This window comes from Cognatiyoonia koreensis (assembly GCF_900109295.1).
GTDB lineage: Bacteria > Pseudomonadota > Alphaproteobacteria > Rhodobacterales > Rhodobacteraceae > Cognatiyoonia > Cognatiyoonia koreensis.
The window spans coordinates 2,306,677-2,327,219 of sequence record NZ_FOIZ01000001.1; the positions used below are offsets into that span (position 1 = coordinate 2,306,677).

20 protein-coding genes are annotated in these 20,543 nt (G+C 55.8%); 3 read left to right on the plus strand and 17 right to left on the minus strand.

What is annotated here, in order from left to right; translation table 11 throughout:
* Positions 1–129 precede the first annotated feature (129 nt).
* Together BMY44_RS11420 and BMY44_RS11425 are read right to left on the minus strand one after the other, a co-directional pair.
* On the minus strand, positions 130–870 hold the full coding sequence (locus BMY44_RS11420; protein ID WP_089994145.1) for an SDR family NAD(P)-dependent oxidoreductase: 741 nt from the start codon (positions 868–870) through the stop codon (positions 130–132).
* 3 nt (positions 871–873) lie between these two features.
* The gene (locus tag BMY44_RS11425; protein WP_089994147.1) at positions 874–1,608 is read right to left on the minus strand and encodes an SDR family oxidoreductase; all 735 of its coding nucleotides are present in this window, start codon (positions 1,606–1,608) and stop codon (positions 874–876) included.
* 115 nt (positions 1,609–1,723) lie between these two features.
* Between BMY44_RS11425 and BMY44_RS11430 the strand changes: the two genes are divergently transcribed.
* A complete protein-coding gene (locus BMY44_RS11430; RefSeq protein ID WP_089994149.1) occupies positions 1,724–2,407 on the plus strand; it encodes an RraA family protein in 684 nt (227 codons plus the stop codon).
* Here the strand turns inward: BMY44_RS11430 and BMY44_RS11435 are convergent, their stop codons facing one another.
* A complete protein-coding gene (locus BMY44_RS11435) occupies positions 2,408–3,298 on the minus strand; it encodes a phytanoyl-CoA dioxygenase family protein (RefSeq protein ID WP_089994151.1) in 891 nt (296 codons plus the stop codon).
* A gap of 12 nt (positions 3,299–3,310) precedes the next feature.
* Positions 3,311–4,234, minus strand: a complete 924-nt coding sequence (locus tag BMY44_RS11440; RefSeq protein WP_089994879.1) for an NAD(P)-dependent oxidoreductase — start codon at positions 4,232–4,234, stop codon at positions 3,311–3,313.
* A gap of 112 nt (positions 4,235–4,346) precedes the next feature.
* Between BMY44_RS11440 and denD the strand changes: the two genes are divergently transcribed.
* Positions 4,347–5,312, plus strand: a complete 966-nt coding sequence (gene denD / locus BMY44_RS11445) for a D-erythronate dehydrogenase (RefSeq protein WP_089994154.1) — start codon at positions 4,347–4,349, stop codon at positions 5,310–5,312.
* Here denD and BMY44_RS11450 read toward each other — a convergent pair.
* The 7 genes from BMY44_RS11450 to BMY44_RS11480 form a co-directional block, all read right to left on the minus strand.
* A complete protein-coding gene (locus BMY44_RS11450; RefSeq protein ID WP_089994157.1) occupies positions 5,309–6,568 on the minus strand; it encodes a ribulose-bisphosphate carboxylase large subunit family protein in 1,260 nt (419 codons plus the stop codon). The genes denD and BMY44_RS11450 overlap by 4 nt on opposite strands.
* A complete protein-coding gene (locus tag BMY44_RS11455; RefSeq protein ID WP_089994160.1) occupies positions 6,565–7,896 on the minus strand; it encodes a four-carbon acid sugar kinase family protein in 1,332 nt (443 codons plus the stop codon). The genes BMY44_RS11450 and BMY44_RS11455 overlap by 4 nt, the downstream gene beginning before the upstream one ends.
* Positions 7,897–8,727 carry a phosphogluconate dehydrogenase C-terminal domain-containing protein gene (locus BMY44_RS11460; protein ID WP_089994164.1) on the minus strand — a complete coding sequence of 277 codons (831 nt, stop codon included), beginning with the start codon at positions 8,725–8,727 and terminating at the stop codon, positions 7,897–7,899.
* A gap of 15 nt (positions 8,728–8,742) precedes the next feature.
* Entirely contained in the window at positions 8,743–9,663 is a 921-nt protein-coding gene (locus BMY44_RS11465; protein ID WP_089994166.1) for a DMT family transporter, read from the minus strand.
* 37 nt (positions 9,664–9,700) lie between these two features.
* Positions 9,701–11,296 carry a TRAP transporter large permease gene (locus tag BMY44_RS11470; protein ID WP_089994169.1) on the minus strand — a complete coding sequence of 532 codons (1,596 nt, stop codon included), beginning with the start codon at positions 11,294–11,296 and terminating at the stop codon, positions 9,701–9,703.
* Positions 11,296–12,108 carry a TRAP transporter small permease subunit gene (locus BMY44_RS11475; protein WP_089994171.1) on the minus strand — a complete coding sequence of 271 codons (813 nt, stop codon included), beginning with the start codon at positions 12,106–12,108 and terminating at the stop codon, positions 11,296–11,298. Before BMY44_RS11475 ends, BMY44_RS11470 begins: the two co-directional genes overlap by 1 nt.
* A 93-nt stretch (positions 12,109–12,201) precedes the next feature.
* The gene (locus tag BMY44_RS11480) at positions 12,202–13,218 is read right to left on the minus strand and encodes a TRAP transporter substrate-binding protein (protein WP_089994882.1); all 1,017 of its coding nucleotides are present in this window, start codon (positions 13,216–13,218) and stop codon (positions 12,202–12,204) included.
* A 199-nt stretch (positions 13,219–13,417) separates the two neighbouring features.
* Between BMY44_RS11480 and BMY44_RS11485 the strand changes: the two genes are divergently transcribed.
* The gene (locus BMY44_RS11485; RefSeq protein WP_089994174.1) at positions 13,418–14,113 is read left to right on the plus strand and encodes a GntR family transcriptional regulator; all 696 of its coding nucleotides are present in this window, start codon (positions 13,418–13,420) and stop codon (positions 14,111–14,113) included.
* A 16-nt stretch (positions 14,114–14,129) separates the two neighbouring features.
* Here BMY44_RS11485 and BMY44_RS11490 read toward each other — a convergent pair whose 3' ends face one another.
* The 6 genes from BMY44_RS11490 to BMY44_RS11515 form a co-directional block, all read right to left on the minus strand.
* Positions 14,130–14,885: an SDR family NAD(P)-dependent oxidoreductase gene (locus BMY44_RS11490; RefSeq protein ID WP_089994177.1), complete on the minus strand. Its 756-nt coding sequence runs from the start codon at positions 14,883–14,885 to the stop codon at positions 14,130–14,132.
* A gap of 9 nt (positions 14,886–14,894) precedes the next feature.
* A complete protein-coding gene (locus BMY44_RS11495; RefSeq protein WP_089994179.1) occupies positions 14,895–15,941 on the minus strand; it encodes a transketolase family protein in 1,047 nt (348 codons plus the stop codon).
* On the minus strand, positions 15,934–16,776 hold the full coding sequence (locus BMY44_RS11500) for a transketolase (protein WP_089994885.1): 843 nt from the start codon (positions 16,774–16,776) through the stop codon (positions 15,934–15,936). Before BMY44_RS11500 ends, BMY44_RS11495 begins: the two co-directional genes overlap by 8 nt.
* Before the next feature lie 89 nt (positions 16,777–16,865).
* On the minus strand, positions 16,866–17,765 hold the full coding sequence (ltnD, locus tag BMY44_RS11505; RefSeq protein WP_089994182.1) for an L-threonate dehydrogenase: 900 nt from the start codon (positions 17,763–17,765) through the stop codon (positions 16,866–16,868).
* Between the two features lie 65 nt (positions 17,766–17,830).
* Positions 17,831–18,859, minus strand: coding sequence for a Gfo/Idh/MocA family protein (locus BMY44_RS11510; protein ID WP_242650533.1), 1,029 nt, complete (start codon positions 18,857–18,859; stop codon positions 17,831–17,833).
* Positions 18,835–20,343, minus strand: a complete 1,509-nt coding sequence (locus BMY44_RS11515; protein ID WP_089994184.1) for a UxaA family hydrolase — start codon at positions 20,341–20,343, stop codon at positions 18,835–18,837. Before BMY44_RS11515 ends, BMY44_RS11510 begins: the two co-directional genes overlap by 25 nt.
* Positions 20,344–20,543 lie beyond the last annotated feature (200 nt).

The following is a 20,543-nucleotide window of genomic DNA, read 5'->3' on the forward strand; positions in this document are numbered from 1 at the left end:
GACACCCGGACAGTTTCTTTTGGATGAGATAGCGATTCGAGGGTCTTGACCCCCGCTCGGCATGTCAATCGCAGCAATTGTCCAATGGACAGCGCCGAATAGAAATCAACTGTGCCTTCCACGCACCGTTCAATAGGTCGCGCGACCACCTGACAAATCAAAGACTGCACCGGTCGTGAAACTGTTTTCGGGTGAAACCGCCCAAACGATCATTTCTGCAGCTTCCTTGACTTCCAAGAACCGCCCCCGTGGAATTTTTGACAGCATATAGTCGATGTGCTCGGCACTCATCTGATCAAAGATGCGCGTGCGTGCAGCCGCTGGGGTAACGCAGTTCACAGCGATATCCATGCCAGCCAACTCCTTACCCAATGATTTGGTGAAACCGATCACTGCCGCCTTTGACGCGGAATAGGCCGATGCATTCGGATTGCCTTCTTTGCCTGCGATCGACGCAATATTCAGGATACGTCCATAGCCTTTTTCCTTCATTCCTGGCACGCAGACCCGGTTCACGTAGAACGTGCCGTTCAGATTGATATCGATCACCGTATGCCATGCATCAATATCATACGTCTCGACCGGCGCATTTGGTCCGGCAATTCCAGCGCTGTTCACAAGGATCGTCGGCACACCCAATTGGTCACACGTCGCTGCATAGGCGGACTTGACCGACGCAACATCAGTGATGTCACACTGAAAGGCAGTGCCGGTACCCGGCCCCGCAAGGCCCGCCATTGCGTCGTGATGGTCAGGGTCAATATCCCAACCAGCAACGCGCGCACCGCGCGAGGACAGCAAAGTGGAGACAGCGAAACCAATACCCTGCGCTGCACCTGTGACAACCGCGACCTGATCCTGCATTAGCATTGGCTATCCTCTTCCAATGAAGGGCATATTCGTGGCCATAACAGTCATGAACTGAACGTTCGTATTAAGTGGCAATTGCGCCATATGGAGCACTGACTTGGCGACGTGGGCAACGTCCATAACCGGCTCGACGGCCATCGATCCATCTGCCTGCGGAACGCCCTTGGTCATCTTGGCCGCCATTTCTGTCAAAGCATTGCCGATGTCGATTTGCCCGCAGGCAATATTGAAGGGTCGCCCGTCCAATGAAAGCGTCCGGGTCAGACCTGTTATGGCATGCTTGGAGACTGTATACGGTGCCGAGCCCCACCGTGGCACATAAGCCGAAACTGACCCGTTGTTAATAATGCGTCCACCCTGCGGGTCTTGTTTGCGCATCAGACCAAATGCTGCGCGCGCTGCAATGACCGCGCCCATGATGTTCACGTCCAGAAGGTGGCGGATATCTTCGACGGCAAGTTCATCAATCGGTGCCCCACCCAAACTGACTCCGGCGTTGTTGAACATCGCATCGATCCGGCCCCATTTTGCTGCGGCTTTGCCAAAAGTGCTGTCAACCTCGTCTTCATTTGTGACATCGCAAGGCAAAACCATAGCAGCCTCTTGGCCTGCTGCCGTTTCTTCAAGGGGCGCGGCGCGTCTACCGACCAGTCCCACCTGCCAGCCGTCCGCCAAAAACGCATGTGCCGTGGCGCGCCCGACGCCGCTACCCGCGCCCGTGATAAGAATGGATGGCATGGAGGTCTCTCCCTTTTGATTTACGGCGTTGTTGCAGGCTGTCAATTTGGTATACCAAAAGCAAGCAAATTTCAGCACCTTCGCGAATTTCTAACTATCCCTGAAAGGGCGAGCCATGATTGAAGACCCAAGACTTCTGAGTATCCGTGAAGGTTTCGCGCGGCCAACAGCAAAGCAAGTCGCTGCGTTTCGCGACGTACCGACAGGTTTTGTTTGCGATGCGATGGACGGCCGCGGAGGTATGGGAACAGCTATCTCGCCCCTGTTGGACGCCCATATCGTCGGTTGCGCAATCGTTGCTGAAAATGGGCCAGAGGGGAATCTCGCGACATTAGGAGCGGTACATATCATGCAAGCGGGGGATGTCATCATAGCAGCCATGCGCGGTGGTCAGACTGTTGCAGCTGCTGGTGACATGGTGCTCGCGATGATACGCAACAAAGGCGGTGCCGGTTTCGTCACGGACGGACCAATGCGCGATCTGACAGGCATCCGCGATGTCGGCCTGCCTGCCTGGTGTAGCGGATTGAATCCCAACTCTCCCTACGCGACCGGTCCCGGCAGGGTCGGCTACGGTGCAAGTGTCGGTGGGCAGACCGTCGAAAGCGGGGACATAATCGTCGCTGATGAAAATGGTGTCGTGGTCGTCCCCCACGCGCAGATTGACACGGTGATTGCCAGACTTGACGCCGTGCGCGCGGCCGAAATCTCGCTTGAGGCGAAGGTAAAAGCAGGTTTCAGTGAGCAAGCGAAGATCGTAGAAATGCTGGCTGACGGGCGCGCAGTGATCGAGGATTGATCACTTAAACGCGCTTTTTGCACCGCCAGATTGCTGCATTCTGAAAATCGACGAGTTGTCCGGTGCCGGCGGAAGAGGCATCGTGACGGGGACCAGAGCAAGTCTTGGTGCAAGGCACGGTGATCCGGTAATCTGACGATCCTGAAGGTCATCCCAAAACAAGCGCTGTCCAAGGGCATGGATATAGCTGCTGGCCCCAAGGATCGGCCACGCATCACCAGCCGCGCACTCGAAGAACAAGATTTTGCGCGCCCGGTCTGACTTATTTGGTGCGGAGCCATGCAGAATTCTGGCGTGATGGACGGTGACGGTGCCCGCTTTTCCGGTCAGCGTTACGGCCTTTTCGAGCGTGAACAGCGGATCATCAGGGTCGATCGCGCCGCTGAACACACCGCTTGTATGATGGCTTAGGATCGGACCTTTGTGCGTGCCGGGAATTACCATCAAAGGTCCGTTGTCCAGATCCACGTCTTCCAGCAAGACCCCAAACGCCAGCAGATCGTCGTTTGTATGCGGGTAAAAAGCCCAATCCTGATGCCACTCTACGGCCGCACCTCCACCCGGGGCCTTCGTGTTCAGCTTCGAAGTGATCAGTGTTGTATCCGGGCCCAGCAGATCGGTCAGCACTTCGGTCAATGCAGACCGTTTCAAAACGTCTTCAAAAATCTGGTCACGCTTATGCGGCAGTTTGATCCGGGTCAGTCGCGGATTATCCGGCCCGTGCCCCTTATCGAGATCGTAAATTTCATCGCTCTCACTCACGTTGCGGGACGCGTCGATCAGCCGGTCTGTGGCAGCCTGCATCCGGGTCAGTTGTTCACCCGATATGAAGCCGTCAAGTACCAGATAGCCGTCCTTGTCATAGGCAGCCTTTTGGTCAGCGCTCAGCATTGTCTTCTCCCTCTAGTCGCGACCCTTCGCAGCCTCGACCTCCATGTCCAAACCATTCATCCGGCCCACGTGATCAATAAGCATCGGGACGAAGTCACCACCCTTTCCGATCGCTTCGACATGCGTGAAGTAGTGTTTCGCCGCACCAGCCATGATGTTGACCAGCCCTGCATCTGCCGCCATCGCGTTGACATAGCGCAGGTCCTTTGCGGCATTCTCGATTGTGAACTTGTGAACCTCACGATCCCGATCAACCGCATAGGTCATGAAGGTATCAAAGAATCCGTTTGCCAATCGACTTGATCCTATCACCTCGCGTGTCTTTGCAGGTGGCAAGCCAACGGCTGCGCCAAGCACAGTGGCCTCGGCATAAAGGGCGGCGTAGCTCATCGAAATGAAGTTCATCAACAGTTTCATCTTATGCCCGTTACCCGTCGGCCCGACATGCGTGATGTTACCGGCCCAGCACTGCAGCACAGGTTTAATCAACGCAAACGTATCCGCATCGCACCCGACCATAGTATCCAGCGTGCCGGCCTCTGCTTCCTTTGGCGTGCGTCCTAAAGGGGCATCGACCATGGTGGCACCTTTTGCGGCTAGTTCACTGGCTAAAACCACTGTCGAGGTCGGATCTGCGGTCGTCGTGTCAATCACGACCAGCCCATCGCGTGCGCCTGCAAGAATACCGTCTTCGCCACGGATCACCGCTTCGACCTGAGGCGAGTTTGACAAGCACAAATGAATGATATCGCAGTGCTGTGCCATCTCGCGCGGGGTTGCGGCTTCTAGCGCGCCCTTCGCGACCAAGCTGTCAATCGGCGTGCGATTAAGGTTGCCTTTGACCCACATTGGATAGCCCGCCTTCATCAAATTGCAGGCCATGCCATGACCCATGAAGCCGACGCCAATGAATCCTATGGTTTTGTTCTGTGCCATGACTTTCCCCTTCAGGCAGGCACCATTGACAAGGCCCCACCAAACCGCATTGTGGAAATGGTATACCATCCAAGCAGTCTTGCAAGGATATGGTCAATCGGGGGAGTGCGGTATGAACATATTGATTATCGGTGGCGGTGGTGTTGTTGGCCAGAAACTGGCACAGGCACTGGTGAAATCGGGCATGCTGCGCGGTCAGGCAATCACGCGGATCACATTGGCCGATGTGGTTGATCCCGCGCCTGTGGCCGCCCCCTTCGAAATACGAACAATGATCTGTGACATCGCGGATCCCGCATCTGTTGCTGAATGTGTCAGCAAAGACACCGATGTAATCTACCTGCTCGCCGCCATCGTTAGCGCCCATGCCGAAGAAGATTTCGACGCAGGGATGAAAATCAACCTCTTCGGGACATACAACGTGTTGGAAAGATGCAGAGCGCTCGGAACGTCCCCAGTGGTCGTGTTCACATCTTCGATCGCCGTCTACGGCGGCGAGGCGCAGGATCCGTTGGGCGATCACAGCTTTCCCAATCCGCAGACGTCTTACGGCATGCAAAAAGCAGCTGGCGAACTGTTTATCAATGACTATTCGCGCAAAGGATTCATAGATGGCCGTGCGTTCCGCCTGCCCACAATTTCAGTACGTCCCGGCAAGCCGAACAGGGCGGCCAGTAGTTTCATGTCCTCGATCTTGCGTGAACCTCTGAATGGCCAAGAAGCTGTCTGCCCGGTCGATGCCGATTTCCTGCACTATTATCTCAGCCCGCGCCGCTGCGTTGATAACCTGATCAAAGGAGCAGAGCTCGCCGGCGATGATATCGGGCAGAACCGTGTTATGCAGATGCCGGGCACGTCTTTATCAATCAAGCAGCTGATCGATGCCATGACCGCCGTGGCTGGACCTGAACCTGCCAAATTGATCCGTTGGGACGCGCAGCCTGATATCAAGAAGATCGTCTCTGGCTGGCGATGGGACATTCATGCCGATAAGGCAGAACGTTTGGGCCTGAAGGCAGATGACAGTTTTGAAGACAACATCCGCTACTATTTGGAAGACGACAAACCTGCAGCCTAGCTACGTGTAACGGCTGATTTGAAAGTTACCAGGGCTGTCGCCAGCTCTGGGTGTTCCTTGGCGTATTCTTCGACGCGAACACCCTCCTTTTGGGCTGCAGCGGCTTGGCGCAGACTGGTGATGCCAGCGGCTGGTCCATCCGGATGGCTCATGATCCCCCCACCTGCACAAAACAAGAAATCGTCATTGCCAAGCAGTTCCATGGTCGGACCAACCTGCCACGCGGTCTGCCCCGACGAAAATACAGGCAGCGCACGATGTGGCACTGTGTCGTTTAGCGGGGCCTGCACGGCGCGCGCGGCCTCTGTTACGACAGCATCCGTTTCAGTAAACTTATTGGCCAACCCATTTACGTGCAGATGGTCAGCTCCGGCCAACCGCCACATTTTCTGCATCACCGGAAAGGCGATCCCGATGTGAGGCGAGCGTGACAGCAGGCCCCAGCCGTTGCGATGCGCATGAATTGGCAACGGACTGTGATCGCGGACAGCACGCAGGCCAGCCAAGCCAATGGAATGCAGTGATACCATCGCGCAAGTGGCTCCAAGGCTATCAAGTAGGTCCAGGTTCCGACGCATCGCGTCAATCTCGTCAGTGATGTTGAAGGCGTACATCACCTTACGCCCGTCCTTTTGGGCCGCTGTATCGATGGCTTGCATCACCTGCCGGGTGCGATCCTCAAAAGGACATGCAGGTCCATTGCCCTGCAATTCGTCGTCTTTGACAAAATCAATTCCGGCGGCTGCCAGATCGGAAACAAGGGCTGCGGTTTGTGATGCGCTAAGTCCGACACTCGGCTTTACGATTGTGCCGATCATCGGCCCACTGTCCACGCCCATCAATGCCCGCGTCCCGCTGATCCCGTATTGCGGACCAGGACAGGCTTGCGCAAGGGCTTCGGGGACATCCAGACCGACAAGACGGATTGCCGAAAGCTCTGCCAATTCGAACAAATTGCCCGCGATCGTGGCCAGAATATTTGTTAGTGACGGGCCAAAATTGTCCATCGGCCAGCTGATCGTCACGCGGCCTTGTTCATATGTGACGCCACTTAAGCGGCAAGGTAAAGCGGGATGATCGGCCGAACCGGTGATCGTCACCGCCTCAATCCGCGCGGCAGATTTGTCACGCAAAGCATCGGTCTCGGACGCAAGACGGCTAAATGTCCCTGTAGACTGCTCGCCTGCCATGACCTCCGCCGCGCGCTGGATCCCCACCGGACTTTCGATGTCATAAGTTGCCTGTAGCCGCGTCATCTCTCGCCGCCTCCGTCCAGAACCCATCCAAAATAGTCGCGACTGCCCATTTGACCGCCTTTCAGTGCCAGTGTCAGCGGACTTGCACGACCGTGAGCATTGCAGATCGCGGCACCCGGGATCGTCGGAGCCGCAGCTGTCAAAGCATCAATTCCCAAAGCTTTGCAGACATGGCCTGACGTATCGCCTCCCGATACGACGGCTCGATCCAGACCGGCCTTATCGACAAGCTGCTCCAGAATCCGTCCCAGTGCGGCACCGATGTCGTCGTTCACCTGCACAAGCTGATCGCCAGCAGCTGCGCGCAATTGTGCGACCGCAGGATCATCAGGACCGCGAGCGGTATAGATTATGGGGACTTGCCCATGTACCAAAGACTGCAGTGCAAGTTCTAAAGCGCGCGCTTCCGCATTGGCAAGATCGCCACCACATACTTGTGTGACATCCAGTCTTATGTCAGCAAAACCGTTATCCAGCGCCCAAGTGATCTGATCTGCTGTCGTTGAAGAAACTGATCCGGACACAACAGCCATCCGCTCCGCACGTCCGATTCCGCTCACCGTCGGGGCGTGCTGCAATAGCCCAATTTTTTGGAAATGTGCAACCAAAGCGTAAGCAATCCCTTGTGAACCGACAACAAACCGGTTGTGACCGTTCCACAGCAACGCACCCGCCGCTCTGACATCCTGCGGACCCATCTGATCGATGGTTACACCGCCCTTCCCGGCTTTAAGCATCGCGCAGGCGCGAGAAGGCTCAGCCAGAGTTTCCAGATCAAGACATTGGATCACTATATCCGTTTGCTGCGCCAAATGCAGCGCAACGTCGGCCTCGTCCATCGGGGTCACTGGATGGCGCGTCATGACAGGGTGCCGATCCAACCGGAAGACGCCCGCATCCGTTCCGGCAAACAAGGTCCCAAAAGCCTGATATCGCCGCATTTCTGGAGCCGCGATCATGATCGGGATGGTGGTCGCGCCAAAAATCGCAGCCCCGATATCCATGGCTTTTCCAATTGAACCGACATGCGGCGCGGAATCGAGCGTAGAGCATGTTTTGTATTGCACAAGCCGCGCGCCGGTTTGTGCAAGTAATTCGAACTGCGCGGGCAAATCCCGTTCCATGCGCGCGGGACTATAGGTGCGCGCCATGCTCGCAATTCCAATTCCTTGCATACGCGGAAAATCGGCCATCCGCTCCGGGCTTGGCGTATCCAGAAACAAGACAGCAGGCAGATCTGCGAATGCAAACACCTCCATCACGGCGGCAGCGCCAGTGAAATCATCGCCAAGCCAGGCCAATACAGGTGTATCAGGCAGCGCGCTCATTCAGGTGATACGCTGGATGCTGGCAGCAATTTCATCCGGTTCAAACACCTTTTTCCAATCGTCGCGCATCAATGCAGGTTTGCCAAATTCAATCGCCTTGTTGCATGCATCAGAGAATACGCCGTCAATTTCTTCAAAGATGACCGCCCCCAAGATGTTCATATGACCCAGCAAAAAATCGCGTGCGGCATCCTTCGGCACGCCACGGCGGACGACTTCATCCATTGCCTCGCGCATGACATCAAGAAGTGAGGCGCATACGGTCTCCGACAAACCCGGCTCCAGCAAGGCCATCTGTTCAACCGTAACACGGTAGCTGCGGGCGACAGGCGCATAGATCGCACGGCCCACTTTTTCACCAAGGGCATAGTGATCTTCGGGGCCTTGCATCAACGCATTAACGATACCCTGCCGCGCCGCAATTCCACCAAAATAGTCCTTGCGACCTGCCTCTGTCTGCTCGTCGTTGTAGATTGGGGGATGACATGGGTGCGTGACGAAATAGGTGACATCATCCCGTTCGGGCAAATGACCGGCGAACGGACCAGCGGCATCCAAACAGACAATCATTGCACCACTTGGGACTTTATCGATGATCGACGCGGCAACCGCCTTGATCGCAGTATCGGGCACCGCCAGCAATATGACATCGGCTCCGTCCATTGCGTCATCAATTTCAACGCAGTCGACGCCGACAGCCTCTTTCAAACGGGCGCGCCCGGTTTCCGAAATCTCGACATGGGCTACATCGAAATCCGTCTTTGCAAGGTTCGTCGCACTGCGGACACCCATCTTGCCGCCTGCCCCCATCAAAACCAGCTTCTCGGTCATAGCGCTCTCCACTCTCTAATTTGCAGATGTCTGGGCGATGGTCACACTGTGACCCCGCAGTTTGCGTTCGCGGTACCAGATATAAAAACCAGCCCCGATGATGATCATGCCACCACCCAGCGTCCAGATCGTCGGGTTGGTGTGGAAAAAGATGATGCCTGCCAACGATGCACTGAAGATCTGTAGATAGATGACAGGAGCAAGGATGCTCGCATCTGCAAGCCGGTGTGCAGATGTGGCCAGAATGTGGGCCGTTCCACCAAATACACCGATCAAGCAGAAGAAGGTCCAGTCGGCAGGTGCCGCAGGCCAGACCCAATCCATTAGTGCAAAGGGAACGAGGCATATCGTCGCCAAGCCTGACGCCCAAAGCTGTGCTGTGCTGTTATGTTCAACGCCCGCCAGCATGCGGGTCATCAGGAAATAGACAGAGGCAACAGTCAGGGCTGCAATGTTGAGCAACATCGCCGGGTGAAACGCGGCACCCCAAGGCTGCATCACGACGACAACGCCAAGAAACCCCATACATACAGCGGCAATCCGGTGGCGGCCCACCTTTTCACCTAACATCGGAATCGCCAGTAGCGTCACAACGATCGGTCCAGCGAACATGATCGTCGTGGTCACGGTGATCGGCAGGTACTTGAGCGCTGTGAAGTTCAGACAGGTACTGCCAAATAAGCAAACCGAGCGAAGTATTTGCAGTTTTGGACTCTGCGATTGAAAGGCAGACACACCCTCACGCGGGACAAAGATCACCACCGCGAGCAGAAAGTGAAACGCATAGCGCATGAATACGACCTGCAGCGCTGGAAGCCCTGCAAGCACCAGCCACTTGGCGGATGTGTCGATCAGCGTAAAAAGCGTGACCGCAAGGGCCATCGACCCAAGCGCGAGCGCGATCCGTTCTTCTTTTGGGGCGACCGCATGTCCCATGCATCAACACAGCGTCAGCATGTGCCGCCCCGATGCATCACAAGAACACAGTGATGATGTTTGGCCAGATCAGCAGAACGGTCAGCGCACAAAGCTGCAGCGAGATGAAGGGCAGGAAGCCTCGGAAGATGTCTGTCAGGGAAATCTCGGGTGGTGCTACGGACTTCAGGTAGAACGCGGCAGGACCGAAAGGCGGCGACAAAAAGCTGACCTGCATGTTCATACAGAACACAACGCCGAACCAGATCGGAATATAGCGCGCATCAATGCTGCCAAGGAAACCGATCTCTTCCGCAGGCAGGCGGACAACAATAGGCAGGAACACGGGCATAATCAGCAAGACAATGCCGACCCAATCCATGAACATCCCCATGATCAGGAAGACCAACATCATCATTAGGATGATCCCCATTGTCGGCAACTCTGCACCGATGATTAGGTTCGCCACATACGTCGGCCCTCCCACCAGTGTGTAGGCTGCAGCCAGTGCTGCCGCACCGATCGTCACCCAGATGATTGTCCCTGTTGAACGCAAGGTTCTAATCAGGCTGTCCCAGACGATATCAAATGTCATTTCGCGGCGGATCATACCAATCGCGAATACTGCAATAACCCCCATCCCAGCCGCTTCCGTGATGCCGGTAATACCGCCATAGATCGACCCAAGGACGACACCAATCACGACAGTTGGCGCGATAAGACCTTTGCCCATGTTCCAACCACGTGAAGTCCGTTCCCGACCCACAACGACGAAGACAATCAACGCAAACAGGATGAATGCACCAATGATCCACGGGATGTCGGCCACCATGCCAAGCGGGATCGGATCTTCACCTTCGCGAATTGCGTTGTCACCTGTAGCCGTAAAGAACAACGCGCGTGCTAGCAAAACGCCTGTGACCCACATCGCAAACCGTGACACGAACCCGAGGAACATCAGCCGCTTTTCGTTGCCTTCAGGCTCACCTGGAACCGGATCGGGCAATGGGGCGAGCGATGTGTTCATCCGCGTCCGGATTACAATATAAAGAATAAAGAACGACGCGAGCATGAAACCCGGCAAGAAGGATGCGGTGAACAGAGCTTTGATCGACGTCTCGGTGACCAGACCATAAAAGATCAAGACGATAGATGGCGGGATCATCGTTCCAAGCGAACCAGAAGCACAGATCGTACCGATTGCTAGATTGCGATCATACCCAAGGCGCAACATTTGCGGCAAGGCAATCAGGCCCAGAAGGACGACTTCGCCTCCGATAATACCGGACATCGCGGCCATGATGACAGCCATGATCGACGTTGCGACGGCAATGCCGCCCCGTGTCCGGTTCATCCAGACGTTCAGTGATGAATACATATCGCGCGCAATGCCGGATCGCTCCAGCATTGCGGCCATGAATATGAATAAGGGCACCGATATCAGAACATAATTCGTCATTTGTCGGTAAACCGCCTGCCCGAGTACGGACAAGGGGCCGCGCCCGAAATCCCCCCACAAAAGGTCAGGTGGAAATTTCAGTGCAAGCGTTACAACAGCAAGAAATGCAGAGGCAAAACCGAGCGGCATCCCGATGGACAGCAAAAAAAACATGCCCAACAGGATGATTAGGGAAAGCGTGCCAATATCGACCATCAGTTCTTTCCCTCAAGGGTACGGCGGATGTTTTCGATTTCTTCTTCGTCAATTTCATCTGCGGGTGTGTGGACTTCAGGTTCCTTATTCCAATCCGCAATCAGATTTGACACAGCCTGAATGCAGACCAGCACAATGATGATCAGAAGCGCCGGTTTGACGATACCGGGAATGGGTGGATCCCACGCCGTGCCAAAAGTCTCCATTCGCAAAAAACGGTTTTCAGCGTCAGTGTAGCCGCCCCAGACAAGTGCAAAGGTAAACCCGACAATCAGCAGAACCGAAATGCAGTCGGATGTCTTCTGCATCCACCAAGGCATCAGGTCGTAAATGATGTAAATGCGGATGTGACTGCGTTGCTGCATCGCGTAGAGCCCCGCAAACAGGAAAACAAAACACGCAATCCAGAGAGAGAGTTCATTGGCCCATAAGGTGGGTTTGGAAAAGACGTAGCGCGACACAACCTCGTAGAACATCACGAGCACAATGAACGCAGTCATGATCATCGCTAGGCGGCCGAGCACGACGGTCACAAGATCGAAAAATCCGTCCGGCGGCGTCTCGATCGCCCCCTTGCTGTCCGATAAAAAAAGCGATGCAAACAAAAGCGCGATGCCGAACACGACAAGGGTCAGCTGCACGAGCGGCTTACCTCCCGGTCGGATCATCTCGAACATGCCATATGACTCTTCAAGAAAGATGCGTTGGCCGACCAGCAGAACGTAAAGCGCAACTGTGATTGCACAGAATACGATCATCGCGATCTTCACAGGCCCCCGCAACCGCCCAAGAAATAGCGAATTTTCCTGCATTACATGCCTCCCCACATGGTCATGACGTCGGTTGAAAAAGGCGGGCCCGGTTGGACCCGCCTTGATCTTATCTGGTCAAGCTAGGCGACCCGATTACCCGCCAATCAAACCCAGCTGGGTGAGGTAGGCCTTGTGGCTTTCTACAAGCGCACCGGCTTCGGGGCTGCGTGTTGCCCAGTCATCCCATGCAGCCTGCGCTGCCACGCGGAATGCGGCGCGATCTTCATCAGACCAAGCGTACAGTGTCACGCCCTGTTCCTGCAAGGCAGCGGCTGCTTCTGTGTTGGCTTTCTCATTGGCCATCGCAATCTGGAATGAAAGCTTCTGCCATGCCGTGTCAATGATGCGGCGATGCTTTTCGTCCAGACCGTCCCAGACAGCCTGGTTACAAGCCAAGTGGTCAGACGGCATGGAGTGGAAGCCAGGATAGTTGGCGTGCTTGACGATATCATACAGACCAAGTCCAACGTTATTGGCGAGGCCGGACGCGTCCGCTCCGTCGATGATGCCAGTCTCAAGCGCCGTAAAGATTTCGGTGAAATCCATCACGATTGGCGATGCGCCGAGCTTTTCAAAGATTTCTGTTTCCATGCCCGGAGGGGACCGGAATTTCCAGCCAACAAGGTCGTCTGGACCTGCGATTGGCTTGGACGATGCAAAGGATTCCTGACCATAGATGGCCCACCCGATCAACTGCATGCCTTGAGCGTTATACAGCTCTTGTGCGGCCTCATAGCCGTCGCCGTAATACAGCCAGCTATACTGCTGCCACGGTGTGTCATAGCCACCCATAATGTCGCCGACAAACTGGAACGCAGGGTTCTTACCAGTCTGATATGCACCGCCAGTCGCGTCACAATCCAGAATGCCGTTGATTGCTGCATCAAAGGTTTCAACAGTCGCAACAACTGAAGAAGAATAGAACATCTCGATGGCGATCTCGCCGCCGGACATGGTCTGAACGTCGTCGATCCATGTGGCGAGCATCTTCCCAGTTGGGTGCTCGGTCGCGTAGTGGGTTTGAATACGCAGTGTCACGTCCTGAGCCACGGCAGCGCCAGCCAGCACGACGCCGGCGACAGCCGACATCAATAATGTCTTAAGTTTCATGTATTTCATCCTCCCTTGGCAGGTTTGCCCTGCCGTTTACCGTTTTCACACATCCTCCCAGAGCGTGAATCGCGATGGTATACCATCTGCCCCGACGTTACTGACTGCTCGCTCGACAAGCAACAAGTTTCGGTATACCAGATTTTCCAATAAAAATACGGACCCGTTGGGCCGTCGCGCCATGCTTGGAAAGGATTTCATGCAAGACCAAACCTTGCCAGAAAACATTGCGAACCGGCTTCGGCGCGACATTCTGCGGGGTAAGCTTGTGCCTGGCGATTCACTCAAGGAACGCGACAGCGCAGCCGAACTTGGTGTCAGCAGAACCCCCATGCGAGAGGCGATCCGTATCGTCGCACGTGAAGGTCTGATCACGCTTCGCCCCGCCCGAAGTCCAATCGTGGCAGTGCCCGATGTGAAAGCAGTGACCGACGATGTCGAGGTCCTTCTGGCGGTCGAAAAACTATCCGCTGAACTTGCCTGTGCCCGAGCGACCGTTGCGGAAGTCGATGAAATTGCCGCAATCCTAAAGCGTATGGACGACAATTTCGATACGATGGATCCGCTGGATATGTTCGAGATCGACATGAGCTTCCACTCAGCCATCGCGAAAGCGTCCCATAACGAGCCCCTTGCCGAAATACATGGACGGTTTCTCGCTCGATTGTGGCGCAGCAGGTTCCTTGCCGCTATGAAACGGCGCAATCGTGCCAGCGTGATCAAACATCACACCGGCATACTTGCAGCACTGCGTAAGCGTGACACCGTGGCAATCAGAAAAGCGATCAGCATTCACCTCGATCAACTGACAGAGGACATCGTGCAGGTCATCCGAGACGAAAACGAACTACGCGAACAACGCAATGCCAAAACAGCAAATGATCTATCAGCTTAGAACTGCGCGAGGCAGATTAATGGATCAGCGAACCACCGTTCACGTCAACCTCTGATCCAGTCACATAAGCCGATAGGCCAGATCCCAAAAATAGACAGCATCCCGCAACGTCTTGTGCCGTCCCTGCACGGCCCATGGGAATTCCGGCTAGCACCTGCGCGCGCATCTCGTCAGTCAGTTTGCCAGCCGTGATGTCGGTTGCAATAAACCCCGGACATATCGCGTTCGCGCGCACACCGTGGGGTGCCAGCTCTCTTGCCATCGCTTTGGTCAGGCCAAGAATGCCTGCTTTAGCTGCGGAATAATGCGGCCCGCCAAAGATGCCGCCGCCCCGCTGGGCAGAAACCGATGACATGTTGACGATACTTCCTGCCTTGCGTTCGCGCATATGCGGGATCACGGACTGCGACATGTAAAGTGTGCCACGCAGGTTCACATCCAACACCGCATCATAATTGTCAGGCGCTATGTCCATCAGTTTCAGCGGCTGGGTAATACCGGCATTGTTCACCAGAATGTCGATCCTGCCGAAAATCGCGATAAGATCAGCCGCCACGGCCTCACAGGCGTCTTTGTCAGTAACGTCGCAGGCCCGTCCCACATGCCCCTCGCCCGGCAGATCACTTGCAGCTTCAGCGGCAGCTTGCTCATCAATGTCCAGTATCGCAACGCGGCAGCCATGTTCAGCAAAAAGGGCCGCTGTCGCTTTTCCCAAACCACGTGGGCTTGCACCGCCGGTGATGATCGCTGTCTGGCTGTGAAGAAGTTTCATGTGATGCTCCTATAACCACGATTTCACTGTCGCGGTGACTGCGTCGACCGAAATGCCATATTGATCGTGTAAGGTGGGCAAAGCGCCCGCGTCCAGAAATGCATCCGGTAATGCAATCTGGCGGAATGGCACATTCACGCCCGCGCGCATCAGGGCTGCACCGACAGCCTCGCCCAAGCCACCCGTGATGGAATGATTTTCAGCCGTTACAACCAGCCGTCCGCCCTTACCCGCCTCGGCCGTGATCGTTGACACGTCCAGCGGTTTAATTGTGGGCACATGCAGTACGCCGCAATCGATTCCATCGGTCTGCAATCGCTTGGCTGCGTCCAATACGCGCATCGTCATGAAGCCGGTGGATACGAACAGAACGTCATTGCCGTCTCGGATCATTTGGGCCTGACCCAGCTTGAACTGGTATCCATATTCGCCCAATACGTTTGGAACATTGCCGCGTAGCAAACGCATGTAAACAGGGCCAGGATGATCAGCAATGGCTCGGGTGGCCTGATCAATCTCAATCGCATCACAGGGATCAACGACGGTCAAATTCGGCATCGCCCGCATGATCGCCAGATCATCAGTTGCCTGGTGGCTGGGGCCATAGCCCGTGGTCAGCCCCGGCAAGGCACAGACGATCTTAACGGGCAGGTTTTCCTCGGCAATCGCCATGCAGATAAAGTCATAGGCGCGCCGAGATGCAAACACGGCATACGTTGTCGCAAACGGCGTAAAACCTTCGCGCGCCAATCCGGCGGCAGCTGAAATCATGACCTGCTCTGCCATGCCCATTTGATAGAAGCGATCCGGATAAGCTTTGGCAAAAACGTGCAAGTCGGTGTATTTTGACAAATCCGCCGTCAACCCAACGATGTCGCTACGGGACTTGGCCAAATCAACCAACGCATGGCCGAAGGGGGCGGCGATGGTATCGCGCCCTTCCGCATCAAGCGACGCAATCATGGCAGAGGTCGTCAGCTTCTTGCCATCTTCGGACACCGGCACGGTGCGGGGTCTATATTTTGACTTGCGGCGGGACAGGCTTGCATCAGTCATCAGGCTTCCCCTTGTCCAATATCTCCAACGCCCGCGCCCACTCGTCCGGCTCGACACGCACGAAATGCGTGATCTCGCGGTCTTCCAGAAACGGTACGCCTTTGCACATCTTGGTCTGGCAAATAATAACGCGCGGTACTGGATCGGGATGTGCGCGGGCGGCATCAAACGCTGCGACGACAGCGTCCATATCGTTGCCATCGACTTCTTGCGCAAACCACCCAAAACCCTGCCATCGTCCGACTTCAGGAACCTGTGCAAGCGCCGCAGTGGTCTTGCCGTCCGCTTGTTGGTCATTGAAATCAACTATTGCAATCAGGTTATCGAGCTTCCACTGAACGGCCGACATCACTGCCTCCCACGTGGATCCTTCACCAAGCTCTCCGTCCGATAGCATATTGTAGACAAAGGCCGGATTATTCTTGCGTTTGAGGCCCAGCGCCATCCCAACCGCGATCCCAAGCCCGTGGCCAAGCGACCCGCCGGTAATTTCCATTCCCGGCGTGTACGCCGCCATGCCGGACATCGGCATGCGGCTATCATCCATGCCATAGGTCTCGATCTCGGTGTCTGGCAAAATGCCCGCTTCGATCATGGCAGCATAAAGGGCGATAGCATAATGCCCGATTGACAGCAGGAACCGGTCGCGACCTTCCCATTCGGGATCATCAGCGCGATAGTTTAACGCATGAAAATAGGAGACGGCCAAAACATCGGCCACGCCCAGCGCCTGTCCGATATACCCCTGTCCCTGCACCTCGCCCATCAACAGGGCGTTGCGCCGAATTGCATACGCCCGGCGCGCCAAACTAACATTCGCTCTGTCGTGTTCCATCATGTGCGCCTCCCCGTCAGACCCACATTGCGCGGGTCAGGCAAATCGCACAATAAGATTCTGGTATACCATTCCCTGTGAAACTCCACTCATGTTTGCTTTGGCAGCGTCAGGCCCGCATTGCGCGCGTAAACCTTGGCAACAGCAGAGTCATGTTCGCCGCCAAGGCCAGACCCGGATGCCGCCAAGTACTGTTGCAAGGCCGCCGCTGTGATCGGCGCAGAGAACTTTGCACTTTTTGCGATATCGAGGACGATCCCAAGGTCTTTTGGCCATATGTCGACCGCACTGAGTGGCCGGTAATCGCCGTTGACGATCGAAGGCGCGCGGCTTTCCAAGGCCCAGCTGTTACCTGCACACTGGGTGATTACTTCAAGGAATTGTGCGGGTTCCACACCTTGGGTCATGCCAAAAGTCATGGCTTCGGCCATAGCGGCGATCTGTACGCCAGTCAGCATTTGATTGACAGCTTTCATTGATGACCCTGCGCCTGCAGCGTCACCAAGGCGGAATACCTTGGCGGACATCGCATCAAGCACCGGCGCAGCCTTTTCGAACGCTTCGGGCACGCCGGCAGCCAGAATGGAAAGCGTGCCTTCACCCGCTTTGATCGTGCCACCCGATACGGGGGCATCAATATAGAGCAAACCCAGTTCGGCGCAGCGCGCTTCCATGGACCGCGCGAAATCAGGGGCGACCGTTGCGCATGCAACTACAGCTGTCCCCTTGGCCAATTTTACTGCGATACCGTCAGCACCAAAGAGCACGGCCTCGGTTTGGGCCGCATTCACAACGACGATGACCGCAGCATCAAGGGTGGCGGCAACGTCTTGGAATGCACCAAGTGCGCCGCCTTCATTCTGAAACCGCGTCATCGCATCGGTATTGATATCATAGCCATACGTCTTCAGACCGGCACGAACCAATGCCCCTGCCATACCATACCCCATGGCCCCAAGACCAAAAATCGCCACTTGGTAGTCAGACATCACGGCCCCCCTCAAACATTCTCAAAAAAATGGTATACCATCTCTCTGGCAAAGCCCAGACGACTTTAGTGGCCAGAAAGTAAACCTAGCCGCGCACGTAATTGTGCTTCGATTTCCAGTGCGATGGCCAAGGTCCGGGTCGCGTCTGCAACGTCGATCAAAGGTGTGGCACCATTCATCACTTCGAGAAAATGATCCAACTGTGCGTGCAAGGGCTCGGCCGTGTTTACAGCGACATCTACAGGGGTGCGCTTCGCGGCTTGTCCCCATGCGACGCCCTGCCAAAGCGACATCGACGGAAAACTGATTCCGCCTTTGGAGCCTGTGATCCACATCATGTCCTGACCGGTCGTACCGATATTCGGGTTCTCGCCGGTTCCAGCCTCAAAACCCCATGGGCTTGGGGCTGTGTCTGCAAAGCTGATCGTCGCCGTGGCACCGCACTCAAGACGCAATGCAATCGCACCGCTTTCGATCCGCCCATCTCTGCGCAACGACTGTCCAGGCAAACAGACAACCTCCGCAATTTCTCCTAAAACAAAACGCAGAATATCGATGTCATGAACGAGGTTGATAAGAACCGGAGACCCGCCAGCAGTGCGCCAGTTCCCTTCAAAATACGTGTCCGGCTTGCGCATGGCCCAGATCAGCGTGGCCGTGACTGGCGTGCCGATCGCCCCTTCGGCAAGCATGGCACGCAATTGGCGAACCGAAGCGTGATAGCGGCGGTGGTGCCCGACCAAGGATTGCACTCCGGCTTGCGTCAGGGCCGCTTGCATCACGTCCGCTCCGCCCACGTTGTCCGACACAGGCTTTTCGATCAACACATGCCAACCACGTTTAGCGGCCGTAACCCCATGGGCCGTATGCAGCCCCGTCGGAGTCGCGATAATCGCGCCGTCTACGCCATCGGGAACATCGTCCATGTCCGCAAAACGCGCAACATCAGCACCCGCATCGATGCGCATATCCGGATCGACAAGACCAACAAGCTCGCAGTCGTGATGGGCCTGCACAGCTTTCACTTGACGGATACCGATCAGGCCGCCACCGACAACAACGATCCGTTTCACATCACCGCACCAATCTGCCACGGCACGAATTCATAGTCTCCCAAACCTTGCGCTTCTGATTTGCTTGCCTCACCCGACGCGACACGCAGGAACAGATCATAAATCTCGCGACCCTTCTCTGCGACACTGACACCGCTACTCAGGATCGTCCCGGCATCGACGTCCATGTCTTCGGACATGCGCACAGCCATCTCGGTATTCGTGGCGACTTTGATTGTCGGGCTTGGTTTCGAGCCGAACGCCGACCCCCGCCCGGTGGTAAAGCACACCAAATTGCAGCCACCCGCGATTTGTCCCGTGACAGACGCCGGATCATAGCCGGGGCTGTCCATGAACGTGAAACCGCGGGCGGTCACCTGTTCTGCGTATCTGTAGACTCCGGTCAACGGCGTCGTGCCTCCCTTGGCCACAGCGCCCAACGATTTTTCGAGGATCGTCGTCAAGCCACCCTTCTTGTTGCCAGGCGAAGGATTGTTGTCCATCGAACCACGATTGCGTGCGGTGTAGTCTTCCCACCAGCGGATCAGCGCGATCAGCTTGTCACCGACCGCACGGTCAATCGCCCGCCGAGTGAGCAGGTGTTCGGCCCCGTAAACCTCGGGTGTTTCGGCTAGAACTCCAGTACCACCTTGCGCCACCAATAGATCACACGCATAGCCTAGCGCTGGATTGGCAGTAATGCCCGACCACGCATCTGATCCCCCACACTGAAGTGCGACCTTTAATTCCGAAACCGGACAGGCCGTTCGTTTTGCCTGATTTGCAAGCGGCAGCATGGCTGCAACCTTTTCGATACCCAATTCAACAGTGCGGCGCAGGCCCGCGACGTTCTGTATATTCATTGTCTGGAACAAGGGCCCCTGTTTGAGCCCCCAGGCATCCAACAACCAGTCGATCTGGTTCATTTCACAACCCAGACCAACCATCAGCACACCGGCATGGTTGGGATGACGCGCATAACCCCACATAACGCGTTGCAACGCCTCAAAGCCGTCTCCATCACCGGCCATACCGCAGCCGGTGCCGTGTACGAAGGCCGCGACGCCATCCACGTTCGGGTAATCTGCAAGGACGTCGGGCGTGAAATGGTCTGCGATCATCCGCGCCGCCGTCGCTGAACAATTTACTGAAGTGACAATTGCGATATAGTTGCGCGTTCCGACGCTCCCGTTGTCCCGTCGAAAACCCATGAACGTATCACGTTCGTGTTCCGGTACTGCTGTTACAGGACGCAAGTCGGTCGCAAATTCATAATCCGCATCGGTCGCGCGAAAGGCGACATTATGCGTATGCACATGTTCACCCGATGCAATGTCCTGTGACGCAAAACCGATGACTTGGGCATACTTGCGCACCGCCTCACCCTGGTTGATGGACGCGGTTGCGATCTTGTGGCCGGATGGAATAAGGCCAGAAGTCTGCACTGACTCGATCGCAGTGTTCGCCGCAAGCGATCGCGTAGCAGTTACAACATTGTCGGACGGGTCAAGACGCACGCAATCCATTTCACACCTTCGCTTTGCAAACCGGCGTGTCACCGCCACGCGCTCAAAACGGTAAGAGCGCGAGCGACGGCTCACAAGCCGGAAAATGAAATTCGTTTTGGTATACCAAAACAAAATATAGCGCGTATAGTGCCGCAGAACCGAAGCCAGTGCCGACGTGAAAACATGTCAATAAATCAAATGAGCCAGACAGGTCGACA